Source organism: Paraburkholderia sp. GAS42, assembly GCF_050436565.1.
GTDB lineage: Bacteria > Pseudomonadota > Gammaproteobacteria > Burkholderiales > Burkholderiaceae > Paraburkholderia.
In genome coordinates, this window is record NZ_JBNDML010000003.1 from 400,503 (window position 1) to 414,829 (window position 14,327).

Annotated in this window: 11 protein-coding genes; 7 read left to right on the forward strand and 4 right to left on the reverse strand. The window is 63.1% G+C overall.

Features of this window, described 5'->3' with window-relative positions; translation table 11 throughout:
• The first annotated feature begins 100 nt into the window (after positions 1 to 100).
• Positions 101 to 1,345, forward strand: coding sequence for a cell division protein ZipA C-terminal FtsZ-binding domain-containing protein (locus P3T16_RS06760; RefSeq protein ID WP_429341640.1), 1,245 nt, complete (start codon positions 101 to 103; stop codon positions 1,343 to 1,345).
• Positions 1,346 to 1,416: 71 nt separating this feature from the next.
• On the opposite strand, the gene P3T16_RS06765 is transcribed toward P3T16_RS06760, so the two are convergent.
• Positions 1,417 to 2,259: a hypothetical protein gene (locus P3T16_RS06765; protein ID WP_429341641.1), complete on the reverse strand. Its 843-nt coding sequence runs from the start codon at positions 2,257 to 2,259 to the stop codon at positions 1,417 to 1,419.
• Between the two features lie 235 nt (positions 2,260 to 2,494).
• Here P3T16_RS06765 and ligA point away from each other — a divergent pair, with 235 nt between their 5' ends.
• Both ligA and def read left to right on the forward strand, forming a co-directional pair.
• Positions 2,495 to 4,546, forward strand: coding sequence for an NAD-dependent DNA ligase LigA (gene ligA, locus P3T16_RS06770; RefSeq protein WP_429341642.1), 2,052 nt, complete (start codon positions 2,495 to 2,497; stop codon positions 4,544 to 4,546).
• Positions 4,543 to 5,076, forward strand: a complete 534-nt coding sequence (gene def / locus P3T16_RS06775; protein ID WP_429257584.1) for a peptide deformylase — start codon at positions 4,543 to 4,545, stop codon at positions 5,074 to 5,076. The genes ligA and def overlap by 4 nt, the downstream gene beginning before the upstream one ends.
• A 121-nt stretch (positions 5,077 to 5,197) precedes the next feature.
• On the opposite strand, the gene P3T16_RS06780 is transcribed toward def, so the two are convergent.
• From P3T16_RS06780 to map, 3 genes are read right to left on the reverse strand one after another with little or no spacing between them, the layout of a single operon-like run.
• Positions 5,198 to 6,973: a pseudouridine synthase gene (locus tag P3T16_RS06780; RefSeq protein ID WP_429341643.1), complete on the reverse strand. Its 1,776-nt coding sequence runs from the start codon at positions 6,971 to 6,973 to the stop codon at positions 5,198 to 5,200.
• A gap of 6 nt (positions 6,974 to 6,979) precedes the next feature.
• Positions 6,980 to 9,556 carry a [protein-PII] uridylyltransferase gene (locus P3T16_RS06785; protein WP_429341644.1) on the reverse strand — a complete coding sequence of 859 codons (2,577 nt, stop codon included), beginning with the start codon at positions 9,554 to 9,556 and terminating at the stop codon, positions 6,980 to 6,982.
• A gap of 31 nt (positions 9,557 to 9,587) precedes the next feature.
• Positions 9,588 to 10,397 (reverse strand): type I methionyl aminopeptidase, encoded by an 810-nt coding sequence (map, locus tag P3T16_RS06790; protein ID WP_429257581.1) that lies wholly within the window; start codon positions 10,395 to 10,397, stop codon positions 9,588 to 9,590.
• A 447-nt stretch (positions 10,398 to 10,844) separates the two neighbouring features.
• Here map and rpsB point away from each other — a divergent pair, with 447 nt between their 5' ends.
• The 4 genes from rpsB (at position 10,845) to frr (ending at position 14,265) form a co-directional block, all read left to right on the forward strand.
• Positions 10,845 to 11,597: a 30S ribosomal protein S2 gene (rpsB, locus tag P3T16_RS06795; RefSeq protein ID WP_429257580.1), complete on the forward strand. Its 753-nt coding sequence runs from the start codon at positions 10,845 to 10,847 to the stop codon at positions 11,595 to 11,597.
• 192 nt (positions 11,598 to 11,789) lie between these two features.
• Positions 11,790 to 12,671 (forward strand): translation elongation factor Ts, encoded by an 882-nt coding sequence (tsf, locus tag P3T16_RS06800; RefSeq protein ID WP_429341645.1) that lies wholly within the window; start codon positions 11,790 to 11,792, stop codon positions 12,669 to 12,671.
• Between the two features lie 222 nt (positions 12,672 to 12,893).
• Entirely contained in the window at positions 12,894 to 13,607 is a 714-nt protein-coding gene (gene pyrH / locus P3T16_RS06805) for a UMP kinase (RefSeq protein ID WP_429257578.1), read from the forward strand.
• A 97-nt stretch (positions 13,608 to 13,704) separates the two neighbouring features.
• Entirely contained in the window at positions 13,705 to 14,265 is a 561-nt protein-coding gene (frr, locus tag P3T16_RS06810) for a ribosome recycling factor (protein WP_429257577.1), read from the forward strand.
• Positions 14,266 to 14,327: the final 62 nt, after the last annotated feature.

Genomic DNA, 14,327 nt, shown 5'->3' on the forward strand with positions numbered 1-14,327 from the left:
GCAGGCGGCGCGCGCCTGCACGCCACGCAGCGGCTTCTGGCCGCGCGGGGCAGGCGCGGCTGGCTGCATCGCAGATAAAAGAATTGCTGATGGAGCATGCATGGACGAGTTGACACTCGGTTTGATCGGCGCTGGCGCCGTGGTGGTCGGGGGAGTGGTGGTCTACAACGCGTGGCAGGGCGCGAAGGTGCGCCGCCGGATGCCGCGATCCATGCCGACCGAAGCCACCGAAAACATCGCGCGCGACGACGAACAGGAACAGAGCCCGTTCATCGAACCCGCACGCCCGACCACACGCCGTGAGCCCTCGCTCGGCGATTCGGCTGACGCGGCGTCGGCATCCCGCGTCGAACCGAGTTTTGGTGGAGCGGGCGTAGCGCCGCTCGACACCCCGGTCGACATCCAGGCTGAAGCAACGACGCCGAACGGCTACCCTGAACCGGGCGATGCGGACACCTCTGGCGCTGCCGGACGGGAACCCGTCGAGCCGATTCTTCCGGCTGCCACGACGATTTCGTCGGCTCCGCCGGCCATCGTGGATCGTCGCATCGATTGCATCGTGCCGATCCGTCCTGCCGGCCCCGTTGCTGGCGACAAGGTGATTCCGCTCGCCCAGCGTCTGCGACGCGCGGGCAGCAAGCCGGTACACATCGAAGGCAAGCCTGAGGGCGGCGGCGCGTGGGAGTTGCTGCAAAGTGGCGCCCGCTACGAGGAACTGCGCGCCGCGGCACAGCTGGCGAACCGCAGTGGCCCGCTCAACGAACTGGAGTTCTCGGAATTCGTGACGGGCGTGCAGCAGTTTGCAGACGCGATCGACGCTTCGCCGGAATTCCCCGACATGCTCGAAACGGTCGCAATGGCGCGCGAGCTCGATGGTTTCGCCGCGCAGTGCGACGCGCAACTGTCGATCAACGTGATGTCCGACGGCGCGCCGTGGTCCGCGAACTACGTGCAGGCCGTGGCTTCGCAGGATGGCCTGCTGCTGTCGCGCGACGGCACGCGTTTCGTCAAGCTCGATTCGAAGCAGAGCCCGGTGTTCATGCTTCAGTTCGGCGACACGAATTTCCTGCGCGACGACCTCACGTACAAGGGCGGCCAGATGATCACGCTGGTGCTCGACGTGCCTGTCGCCGACGAGGACATCCTGCCGTTCCGCCTGATGTGCGATTACGCGAAATCGCTGTCCGAGCGTATCGGCGCGCGGGTCGTCGACGATCAGCGCCGTCCGCTGCCGGAAAGCGCGCTGCTCGCAATCGAGAAGCAGTTGATGACGCTGTATGCCCGGCTTGAACAGGCGGGTATTCCGGCGGGCTCCGCAGCCACACGACGTCTCTTCAGCCAGTAATTTCCCGGCAAGCCGTTTCTTTACCCTGCTGCGCGATACCGTTGACGGGTCGCGCAGCAGCGGTCTGATCGTCACTTCACCCCCTTCGGCCATGTCGCTCCGCTGATCCATGCCTTGATCGCGGCAATCACGGCGCCGTCCTGTCCGTGGAAACCGTGGTGCGCCAATGCCTTGCAGGGATTGCCGCTCGCGCTACCTCCCCTCACGGTGATGAAATCGTGACCGGTGGCAATGCGTTTCGCCGCGTCGAACGAGCACAGGAAGCAGGCATCATTGATGTGATGCACGAATAGTTGCCGTGTGTGGATGGCGCCGTAGTCGAAGCCGGCAAGCGGCAGCGCCTGACCGCGAGAAGGGGTGCTTAGTGTCGACGTATGGACGATCGCATCCCATGCGTCGGGAAGCTCGCGCCCAAGGAGCGCCGTCGAGATCGTGCCTCTGCTTGTGCCGACGAGCACGAGCTTCGCGTCAGGAAAGCGCATCTTCAGGTCAGCGACAATCCGTGCAATGTCCTGCGCGTGGCGGCGCGACGCGCGGAAGGCGTCGGAATAGCCGTCGGGCAGGTCGGATGGCGAATCCACGATCGCTGTAGCGAAGCGATCGTCCACGATCACGCCGCGTGTACGGATCAGGAAGTTGTTTTTCTCGCGCAACGAGATCTTGCTATCCGGCTTCTCCGCGAGGCGCAGCAAGCCGTCGCTGCCCGGCATCATGACGAGAATCCAGGTGGGTTTGCTGCCATCCTTCCGGGTGAGCAGATACGAAATTGATTGACCGCCAGAAAGCGGAACGCCGACGACCTGTTCGAGCGCCAGTGCCGGCAGGGCATGCAACGCCGCGAGCGCGATGCAGAGCATTCCCATCAGCCTGACGAAGCAAGGCACGCGGCTTTCGCAAGTTTGAATAGATGACACGACTTCTCCCGCAATCGATGCGCCAGGCGTCTGGCGCGAGATAGTGCTGCGGTCATCAAATTCGCATTGCGCGGTGCACCTGTCAACGCAGCGGAGTGCACGTTAGCCGAGCGGCCAGGAGGAAGGCGAGGGTGGCTGCGGCATATGCACAAAGCCGGCCATTCGGACGATGCCACGACGGACGCTTCCTGCGATAATCTGGCGTCTGAGATTATTCTGAGAACCCTTCCCCAGCATGGCTCGAACTTCCGCCCCTGATCCCGCAACCACTTCGCCGGCCGAGCGGGCCACATGGTTGCGCGCCGAACTTGAACGCGCGAACCATGCGTACTATGTGCTCGACCAGCCAGACCTGCCGGACGCCGAATACGATCGGCTTTTCAAGGCGTTGCAGCAGGTCGAGTCTGATCATCCGGATCTGGTCACGCCCGATTCGCCAACGCAGCGTGTCGGCGGCGAGGTCGCGCGTGGCTTCGAACCCGTTGTGCATTCAATGCCTATGCTGTCGCTGAACAACGGCTTTGCGGATGAAGACATTGTCGCGTTCGACAAGCGTGTGTCCGACACGCTCGGCAAGGCACCTGTCGATTACGCGTGCGAACTCAAGTTCGACGGTCTTGCCATTTCGCTGCGATATGTCGAAGGCCGCTTCGTGCAGGCGTCGACGCGTGGAGACGGCGAAACCGGCGAGGACGTCACCGAAAACATTCGCACCGTCCGCTCGATTCCCCTCACGCTGAAGGGCAACCGCGTTCCGACGGTACTGGACGTGCGTGGGGAGGTGCTGATGTTTCGCCGCGACTTTGAACGGCTGAACGCGCGGCAGCGGGAAGCGGAGCAACGCGAGTTCGCGAATCCGCGAAACGCCGCGGCCGGCAGCCTGCGTCAGCTCGATCCAAAAATCACTGCACAACGCCCGCTGTCATTCTTCGCGTACGGAATCGGTGTACTTGAAGGCGTCGAAATGCCCGCGACGCACAGCGCGCTTCTCGACTGGTATAGCGAACTCGGCCTGCCCGTCAACGGAGAGCGGGCTGTGGTCAAAGGCGTCGAGGGATTGCTGGCGTTCTTTCGCGCTGTCGGAGAGAAGCGGGACGGTCTGCCGTACGACATCGACGGCGTCGTCTACAAGGTCAACAATCGTGATGAGCAGGATCGGCTCGGCTTCGTGTCGCGGGCGCCACGCTTCGCGCTCGCGCACAAGTTCCCGGCGCAGGAAGCGCTGACGAAACTCGTGGCTATCGATGTGCAGGTCGGACGCACGGGCGCCATTACACCGGTTGCCCGACTGGAGCCGGTTTTCGTTGGCGGCGCGACGGTGACCAACGCGACGTTGCACAACGAAGACGAGGTGCGCCGCAAGGACATCCGGATCGGCGATATCGTCATCGTGCGCCGGGCGGGTGACGTGATCCCCGAAGTCGTGAGCGCGCTGGTCGACCGGCGGCCGCCCGATGCACGCGAATTTGTGATGCCGACGCATTGCCCTGTCTGCGGTTCCGCGATCGAGCGTCTGCCGGACGAAGCGATTGCGCGCTGTACGGGCGGCCTCTTCTGTCCGGCTCAGCGAAAGCAGGCGCTGTGGCACTTCGCTCAACGCCGTGCACTGGATATCGACGGCCTGGGTGAAAAGATCATCGATCAGCTTGTTGAGCAGAATCTGGTTCGCACGCCCGCTGATCTGTTCGGTCTGGGTTTCTCGACCCTGGCCGCGCTTGACCGCTTCGCCGACAAGTCCGCGCAAAACCTGCTGGATTCGCTGGAGAAGGCGAGGCACACCACGCTCGCCCGTTTTATCTATGCGCTGGGAATCCGGCACGTCGGCGAATCGACCGCGAAGGATCTGGCGAAGCATTTTGGCTCGCTCGATCCGATCATGAACGCCTCGGTCGATGAACTGCTCGAGGTCAACGACGTCGGCCCGGTGGTCGCCGATGCGCTTCATCAGTTCTTTGCCGAAGAGCACAACAGAACGGTAATCGACCAGTTGCGCGCACCGGGGCGGGTCACGTGGCCGGAAGGGCCGCCGGCGCCGAAGGCGCCGCAGGGCGTGCTGGCCGGCAAGACCGTCGTGCTGACGGGCACGCTGCCCACGCTTGCACGCGACGAGGCGAAAGAAATGCTGGAGGCGGCTGGCGCGAAAGTGGCCGGCTCGGTATCGAAGAAGACTGACTACGTGGTCGCCGGCGCCGAGGCGGGTAGCAAGCTCGCGAAGGCAGAGGAACTCGGCGTTCCTGTACTCGACGAAGATGGTATGCGCAAGCTCCTGGAGGGGCACTCGACATGATCCGTGAAATCCTCAAGATGGGCGATCCACGTCTTCTTCGCATCGCCGCACCAGTCGATCGTTTCAACACCCCCGACCTGCACGTCCTCGTGAAGGACATGTTCGACACGATGCACGATGCGAACGGCGCCGGGCTCGCCGCACCGCAGATTGGCATCGATCTGCAGGTTGTGATCTTCGGTTTCGGGCATAACGAACGTTACCCGGACGCGCCCTCCGTGCCGGAAACGGTGCTGATCAATCCGACTATTGCGCCGGTGTCGCAGGACATGGAAGAGGGCTGGGAAGGTTGTCTGTCTGTGCCGGGGCTGCGCGGCGCCGTGAGCCGGTTCTCGATGATCCGGTATCAGGGTTTCGATCAGTTCGGCAAACCGATCGACCGCGTCGCGGAAGGCTTTCACGCGCGCGTCGTTCAGCACGAATGCGACCATCTGATTGGCAAACTCTATCCGATGCGGATTACCGACTTCTCGAAGTTTGGTTTCACCGAGGTGCTGTTTCCCGAGCTCGATCCAGGCAGCGACGAGTGAGCTCCCGTCGCCGGGAACGGGACGTGAAGCACAATAAAAAACGCCCGCAGTTCAGATTGCGGGCGTTTTTGCGTGTCGGACTTACCGTGCAACGGCGGGCGTTCTCACACTGTTTCGCCGTTCAGAACGACTCTTCAGCGTCCAGATAGCGCCATTGGCCCTGCGGCAATGCGCCGAGCTGTACACGGCCCATTCTCACGCGCTTCAATCCGACGACGTCGAGGCCCACCAGTTCGCACATGCGCCGGATCTGCCGTTTCTTGCCTTCGCGCAGAACAAACCGCAGTTGCTCGCCGTTTTGCCAGCTGACCATTGCGGGCTTGAGCGGGACGTCGTCCAGCGACAGGCCGTGACGCAACTTCGCGAGACTTTCCGGCGGGAAGTTTTGATCAATGTCGGTCGTCTGGTCGCCGTAAGTCACACGCACCAGATACTCCTTGTCGATATCCGAGTTTTCGCCGATCAGCTGCTTGGCGATGCGGCCATCCTGCGTCAGCACCAGCAGGCCGGTGGAGTCGATGTCGAGACGTCCGGCGGGTGCGAGCGCGCGCAGCTGCGTCGCTGAAAAGCGAATGCCGGAGCGGTCGCCGTCCCAGTGGTTATCAGGTGTGACAAGCGTGACGGCCGGCAGATAGCCGTCTTCAGCCTGACCTGAGACAAAACCGACCGGCTTGTGCAGCAGAATCGTCACCTGTTTCGCCTGCGCGGCCTGAGCGGCCGGATCAATCTCGATGTGCTGCTCGGGGCGCACCTTTGTGCCGAGCGTGTCGATCCTGATGCCGTCCACAATCACCCAGCCTTTTTCGATCCACTCGTCGGCTTCGCGTCGCGAACACAAACCGAGTTCCGACATGCGTTTCGACAGACGCAGCGAGCCCGGCTGATCGTCGTGACGATGTTCTGTCGCGTGAACGCGCGGTTCGGCGGCACGCGGCGGTCTGGCTTCGCCGGATGTCGCGCGGCGTGCCGGCCGGTCTTCGCGCGCCGGGCGCTCCGAGCGGTCGGTGAAGCCGCCTTTTACCGGCTTCGCGAAAGTCCGCTCGCCGCGCTGGCCGCGATCCGTAGTCCCATTGCGTTCTTTCGGGAATGCGGGGCGTTCGCCGCCGGAGCGGCTAGCCGCGTCCCGGCGTGCTGGACGATCGGAATCGCGTCGTGCACCGGGCGCGCCACGGTCGGCTCCGAAGCGTGGGCGCGCGGTGTCGGTGCGTTCGCGAGTATCGTCCCGATCGCGACGCGGCGGACGGTCGTCACGCGCTCCTCCGGCGTCCGCCGTACGGGTCGGGCGGGCAGAGAACGGACGCTTCGAGTCATCGGTACGACGCGGCGCGGCGCCGTAGGGCCGGCGCGCGCCTTCTTCGCGCGGTGCGCGTGCTGGGCGGTCGCCCTCGAAACGGCGCGGCGCACGCTCACCACCCGTGCGGTCACCTTCAGCCCGACGCGGTGCACGTTCTCCACGTTCACGCCCCCCGTCGAACGAGCGAGCCGGACGGTCACCGTCAGCACGCCGCGGTGCGCCAGCAGAGCCCTCACGACGCGGCGGACGGTCGCCTGCAGGCCGCCGTTCGCTACGCTCGCCGCTGCCCGATCGTTCGCGCGTTGCCGCGCCCTCCGGTCGCGCTGGCCGCGCACCCGCAGAAGGCCGCCCTCCGGCGCCCGGTGCGCGCTTACCGCCGGCCGTGCCCGCTCCGGCAAAAGGACGCTTCGCGGCGCCTTCCGATGGCGACCCGCCACGACGCGCGCCACCGCCTGCGTCATCCTTGCCGCGCTTGCCTAGCATGGATGTCGGCTTGGGTCCGACCGGCTTCGATTTGCTACGCGCCGCGGCGCTGCCGGAACGAACGGGGGCCCGGTCGGCAGTGGCCGGCCGCGGGTGCTTGGCTGTCAGTTTGACTCGCATGAAATCTCACACTGCAATCGCGCGCAGCAGTTCGGTCTCGACCTGGATTTGCAGGCGGTTGTCCGAGAGGCCATGGCCGTCCAGCAGGAACACGTCCTCGACGCGTTCGCCGAGCGTATTGATCCGCGCCGCATGGACGCCGACCCGATGTTCCGCCAGCACGCGCGCGATCGAATAAAGAAGGCCTGGCCGGTCGTTCGCCGACACGGACAGGATGTAGTACTGGCCGCGCTCGTCGGCCCGAAGGTCGACGCGCGGCGTAACAGGGAAGGTCCGCGACAGACGCGAAAGACGTCCCTTCGACGGTTCCGGCAGCAAGGGCCCTTCACCCGACAGGCGGGCGCTCAGCTGCTGCTCCACCAGATTGGCAATATCGCGATAATGCACGTCTTCCTCGGTATGTGCGACGAGGAAGTTGTCCAGCGCGTACCCGTGGCGCGTCGTACTGACCCGCGAATCCAGCACCGACAGTGCATTGCGGTCGAAGTAAGCGCAGATCGCGGCGAACAGGTCAGGGCGGTCCTTCACATACACGAGCACCTGTAGCCCTTCGCCGATCGGCGATGGCCGGGCGCGGACGATCGGCGTGGGTGTCTCGACATGCCGGTGCAGCACACGCGTTTGCCAGGCGATGTCGGCGGCGTCATGACGCAGGAAGTAGCCGACGTCGAGCTGGTCCCACAGCGCCCGTTGGGCGTTTTCCGGAACAGTTTCCAGGCGCAGCAGCGCGACCGCCTGCTCCTGCCGCGACTTCAGTTCTGAATGCGCATCCGGACGCGCGCCGCCGAGCACGGCAAGCGTCGCACGATACAGGTCCTCCAGCAGCTTCCCTTTCCACGCGTTCCAGACCTTTGGACTCGTGCCCCGAATGTCGGAGACCGTCAGCAGATAAAGCGCCGTCAACCATCGTTCCGAACCAACCAGTCCGGCGAACTGCTTGATCACTTCCGGATCGCTCGTGTCCTGCTTCTGCGCGACCTGACTCATTGTCAGGTGATGCTGGACCAGCCACACGATGAGTTCACCGTCGTCGCCCGCGATGCCGTGGTCGCGACAGAAGCGGCGCGCATCGGCCATGCCGAGCGTCGAATGGTCGCCGCCGCGGCCCTTCGCGATATCGTGGAACAGCGCCGCCACGTAGAGCACGTACGGCCGCTCGAAATTTGCGGTCAGCTGGCTGCAGAACGGATATTCGTGCGCATGCTCGGCGACGGAGAAGCGACGCAGATTGCGCAGCACCATCAGGATGTGCTGGTCGACCGTATAGACGTGATACAGGTCGTGCTGCATCTGCCCGACGATACGGCGGAAGTTCAGCAGGTAGCGTCCGAGCACGCTGGTCTGGTTCATCAGACGCAGCGCATGCGTCACGCCGGCCGGCTGCTTCAGGATGTCGAGGAAGAGACGCCGGTTTTCGGGATCGCGCCGCCAGTGCTGGTCCATCACGTCGCGGGCGTTGTAGAGCGCGCGGAGTGTCCGCGCGGACAGGCCCTTCACGCCAGGCGTTTCCTCATACAGCAAAAAGGCTTCAAGGATCGCATTCGGCTCGCGCTCAAAGACGTCGTCGGATGCAATCTCGAGCATGCCCTGTTTCTCGACGAAACGATCGGACAATACCCGCGTAACGTTGCTCGTGTTAGGGAAAAGCTGCGCTTCGATGTTCTGGATCAGGATCGTCGCCAGCTGCGTGACGGCCTTCGCGGCCCAGTAGTAGCGGCGCATCAACTGCTCGCTGGCGCGCTTTGTAGCAGTCGCCTTGTAGCCGAAGCTCTCGGCGACTGGATTCTGCAGGTCGAACACCAGAATGTCCTGGCGACGGCCGGCTATCATGTGCAGCCGGGCGCGCAGCGTCTTCAGAAAACCTTCGTTGCGGCGCAGTTCACGCGCTTCGCGCTCGGTGATCAGCCCGCGCGCGTCGAGTTCGCGCCAGCTGCTGCCGAACTGTGCCGCCTGCGTGATCCACAGGATCAATTGCAGATCGCGCAGCCCGCCGGGGCTTTCCTTGATGTTCGGTTCGAGCGCGTACGGGGTGTCCTGGAAGCGGGCGTGACGCTGACGCATCTCCAGCACTTTTGCCTGGAAGAACGCGCGCGGATCGAGTGCATTGCGATAGCGCTGCGCGAACTGCTCGAAGAGCGGGGCGCTGCCGGTGATCCGACGCGCTTCGAGCAGCGCCGTGCGCACCGTGACGTCGTTCGCGGCTTCGTCGATGCATTGCGAGACCGTGCGCACGCTGCTGCCGAGTTCCAGGCCCAGATCCCACGCAAGACCGATAAAGCGCTCGATGCGTGATTCCAGATGCAGCAGAGGCTCGTCGGGAAGGAGGACGAGGATGTCGATATCCGAGTGCGGCGCCAGTTCGCCGCGTCCAAAGCCGCCGACCGCGACAAGCGCGAGCGATTCCGGCAGCTCACAGGCATTCCACGCGCCGACGAGCGCGCTGTCCGTGAGGCGCGTGAGCGCACGCATCAGCGAGTCGACGTTGGTCGCTGACCGGAAACGTTCCAGTAATGAGGCTTTTGCCACCTTGTAATCCGCTCTCAGCGACGAGGCATGGGTTAGCGCGACAGCTGGAACACTCATGGGCAACCGGGGCAGGAGATCGAAGGACCGCTCAGGCGGTGGTGGCGGCGAGCGCAGGGCGAGCAGGCGTTCCGGCGGAGACCGTCAGCACTTCGTAACCGGTATCGGTAACCAGTATCGTGTGTTCCCACTGCGCCGACAGGCTGCGATCTTTCGTCTTCACGGTCCACTGGTCGGGCATCGTGCGAATGTCGCGGCGGCCGGCGTTGATCATCGGCTCGATCGTGAAGATCATACCTTTCTGCAGCTCGATGCCGGTGCCGGGGCGGCCGTAGTGCAGGATCTGGGGATCGTCATGAAAAACCTGGCCGATGCCGTGGCCGCAGTATTCCCGCACGACGCTGTAGCCCTGCGCCTCGGCATGCCGCTGGATCGCGTGACCGATATCGCCGAGATGCGCGCCTGGGCGAACCTGCTCGATGCCGAGCCACATGCATTCGAACGTGGTCTGCACGAGCCGTTTCGCCAGAATCGAGCCTTCGCCGACAATGAACATCCGGCTCGTGTCGCCAAAATAGCCATTCTTGATGACGGTCACGTCGATATTGAGCGCATCGCCGTTCTTGAGCGTCTTTTCGCCTGGAATGCCGTGACAGATCACGTCATTGACCGAAATGCATGTGGCTTTCGGATAAGGCGGATAGCCGGGCGGCTGATAGTTGAGGGGCGCCGGGATCGTGCCCTGTTCATTCAGCATGTATTCGTGGCACAGGCGATCGAGCTCGCCCGTCGTGACGCCTGCCTTGACGTAAGGCGTGATGTAGTCGAGGACCTCGCTTGCGAGCTTGCCGGCGATGCGCATCTGCGCGATATCGTCTTCGTTTTTGAGCGTAATAGCCATGAGTCGGGCCTGAAATGCGATTTATTTCGGGATTATCGCACCATATGGGGCCTGCCGCTGCCTTTTGCGACAGGGCTTCAGCCATCCGGCCAGGCATCGGTGGTTTCTGGCGGGCGCGGTTGCGACGGCGAGTCGTTGATTAAAGGTGCAACCGCCCTTGCGTTTTCCGGGCAACCACGCGGGTTGAGTCGGCCGATAGTCGCGTGCTATAATCTCTGGCTAAGTCGTTCAGGGTTATGTTGTCCGCCCGAGCGACCTATAGAGAGCAGTAAAAGAAGCAAAAGCGAAGCAAAAGCGAAGCAAAAGCGAAGCAAAAGCGAAGCAAAAGCAGCAGACTCGCAAGCCGGCGCACCCAGGGTGTTCGCGGCGTCAGGTTCTCGCAGATGGCGGGGGCGGCGCAGCGGATACGGCAGCCGGCTTAAGACCCTAACCCTCGCGGAGATTTTCATGGCAGTTACCATGCGTCAAATGCTGGAAGCCGGTGTCCACTTTGGTCACCAGACGCGCTTCTGGAACCCGAAGATGGCCCCCTTCATTTTCGGTCATCGCAACAAGATTCACATTATCAACCTCGAAAAGACGCTGCCGATGTACAACGACGCACTGAAGTATGTGCGTCAACTGGCAGCGAACCGCGGCACGATCCTGTTTGTCGGCACGAAGCGTCAATCGCGCGACACGATCGCCGAAGAGGCACAACGCGCTGGCATGCCTTACGTCAACGCGCGCTGGCTCGGCGGCATGCTGACCAACTTCAAGACGCTGAAAGTATCGATCAAGCGCCTGAAGGACATGGAAGCGGCCGTTGAATCGGGCGAAACCGAGCGCATGAGCAAGAAAGAAGCGCTTCTGTTTGAGCGCGAAATCCAGAAGCTGCAAAAGTCGATCGGCGGCGTGAAGGACATGGGCGGCATTCCGGACGCGATTTTCGTCGTCGACGTCGGCTACCACAAGATTGCTGTCACCGAAGCGAACAAGCTTGGCGTGCCGGTCATCGCCGTGGTCGACACAAACCACTCGCCGGAAGGCATCGACTACGTGATCCCGGGTAACGACGACGCCAGCAAGGCAGTCGCTCTGTACACGGCAGGCGTGGCTGACGCGATCCTCGAAGGCCGTGCTAACGCGGTCAACGAAGTCGTGCAGGCTGCCCGTGGCGGTGACGGCGACGAGTTCGTCGAGGTCAACCCGGAAGCGTAAGGCTGCCCCGTGTCCGGCAAAAAAGGGGGCTTTCTACAGGCCCCCTTTTTTTAAGTCGCGACAAAGAGTGCAGTCCGGGAATGAAGCCCGGAACGCGGCGCGGCAAAAATTTCGCGCCGCAGCGGAAACGAATTCTTGCCGCCGGCATCGAAGTGCGGGCGGCGTGTGAAAGACAGACTCAAGGAGCGAATGATGGCGGCAATTACCGCAAGCATGGTTGCAGAACTGCGCGCGAAGACCGACGCGCCGATGATGGAATGCAAGAAGGCCCTGACGGAAGCTGAAGGCGACATGGCCCGCGCGGAAGAACTGCTGCGCGTGAAGCTCGGCAACAAGGCCAGCAAGGCAGCATCGCGCGTGACGGCTGAAGGCGTGATCGCTTCGTTCATCGGCGGCACCGCAGGCGCGATCGTCGAACTGAACTGCGAAACCGACTTCGTTTCGAAGAACGACGACTTCCTGGCTTTCTCGAACACCGTTGCTCAACTGGTCGCCACGCAAAACCCGGCTGACGTCGCAGCCCTGTCAGCCCTGCCGCTGGAAGGCTCGACGGTCGACGCGGTGCGTCTGGCGCTGGTCGGCAAGATCGGTGAAAACCTGTCGATCCGCCGTTTCGTGCGCTTCGAAACGTCGAACAAGCTTGCTGCGTACCTCCACGGCACGCGCATTGGCGTGCTGGTCGAGTACACCGGCGCGGAAGAGCAGGTCGGCAAGGACGTCGCGATGCACATCGCGGCCATGAAGCCGGTCTCGCTGTCGTCGGACGAAGTGCCGGCTGACCTGATCGCCAGGGAACGCAGCATCGCTGAACAGAAGGCCGCCGAATCGGGCAAGCCGGCTGAAATCATCGCGAAGATGGTCGACGGTAGCGTGCAGAAGTATCTGAAGGAAGTGTCGCTGCTGAACCAGCCGTTCGTTAAGAACGACAAGCAGACGATCGAGCAGATGCTGAAGGCAGCGAACACCAGCGTGCAGAAATTCGCGCTGTTCGTGGTCGGCGAAGGCATCGAAAAGAAGCAGGACGACTTCGCCGCTGAAGTGGCCGCGCAAGTCGCTGCTGCAAAGCAGCAGTAAGTATTATCGCAATACCGTTGGACCCGCGGCAGGGCAAGACCCTGCCGCGGCCGGCAGCGCCACGCGGTTAAACGCGGGCTGTTGCGCGGGTTGATCCCCGCGCGACGGCCGCCCGGGTCGGGCCTTCGGGCCCGATAATTTGGCGACGCTTGCCCGAATCAGCATTTCGCCCCTACAGTTCCAAGTTGTTGTCGTCCTCTTCAGCGCGATCCGGATACCTCTATGCCCACTGCCTATAAACGCGTCCTCCTCAAACTCTCCGGCGAAGCTCTCATGGGCGACGATGCTTTCGGCATCAACCGCCTGACGATCGAAAGAATGGTGGCGGACGTGGCCGAGGTAGTCCGGCTCGGCACGCAATTGGCGGTGGTGATCGGCGGCGGCAATATTTTCCGTGGTGTGGCAGGTGGCGCGGCCGGTATGGACCGCGCGACGGCCGACTATATGGGTATGCTCGCTACAATGATGAACGCCCTGGCGCTTCAGGACGCGATGCGTCACGCCGGTATCGAGGCGCGCGTGCAGTCCGCGCTGCGCATGGATCAGGTCGTCGAGCCGTACATCCGCCCGCGCGCCATTCGTCAACTGGAAGAAGGCAAGGTCGTGATTTTCGCGGCCGGCACCGGCAACCCGTTCTTCACGACGGACACCGCCGCCGCGCTGCGCGGGTCCGAAATCGGCGCGGAAGTCGTGCTGAAGGCCACCAAGGTCGATGGCGTCTATTCGGCCGATCCGAAGAAGGATGCCACGGCGACGCGCTACACCACTATCAGCTTCGACGAGGCGATCGGCCGCAATCTGCAGGTGATGGACGCGACGGCGTTTGCGCTGTGCCGCGACCAGAAGCTGCCGATCCGCGTGTTTTCGATCGTCAAGCCGGGCGCGCTCAAGCGCATCGTACAAGGCGAGGACGAAGGCACGCTCGTCCACGTGTAAACTCCCTTCCACGTAACGTGGGCTTGAACGCGGGCCCAGGTCGCCGCTCATGCGCGCTGACCCGCCTGCACCGATTTAAAGGTTCGGAGGTTTAATCATGTCTGTGGCTGACATCAAGAAGGGCGCTGATCAGAAGATGCAGCGTTCGATCGAAGCGTTCAAGAACGATCTGTCGAAAATCCGTACGGGCCGTGCCCACACAGGTCTGCTGGATCACATCCAGGTCGATTACTACGGCTCGCCGGTGCCGATTTCGCAGGTCGCGAACCTGACGCTGATCGACGCACGCACGATCGGCGTCCAGCCTTGGGAAAAGAAGATGGTGCAGGTCGTCGAAAAGGCGATCCGCGAATCCGACCTGGGCCTGAACCCGGCCACGCAGGGCGATGTGATCCGCGTCCCGATGCCCGCGCTGACCGAAGAGCGCCGCCGCGAGTTGACGAAGGTCGTCAAGAGCGAAGCCGAAACGGCCAAGATCGCGGTGCGCAACCTGCGCCGTGACGCGAACGAGCAACTGAAGAAGCTCGTGAAAGACAAGGAAATCTCCGAAGACGACGAGCGTCGTGCCGGTGACGAAGTCCAGAAGCTGACGGACCGGTTCGTCGCGGAAATCGACAAGCTCGTGACGACCAAGGAAGCCGAGATCATGACGGTCTGAAGCCGTCCGGCTCCAGAACCTTCACGGTTTCACTTCATTTTTGCAGTCACTGTCCCGACGGC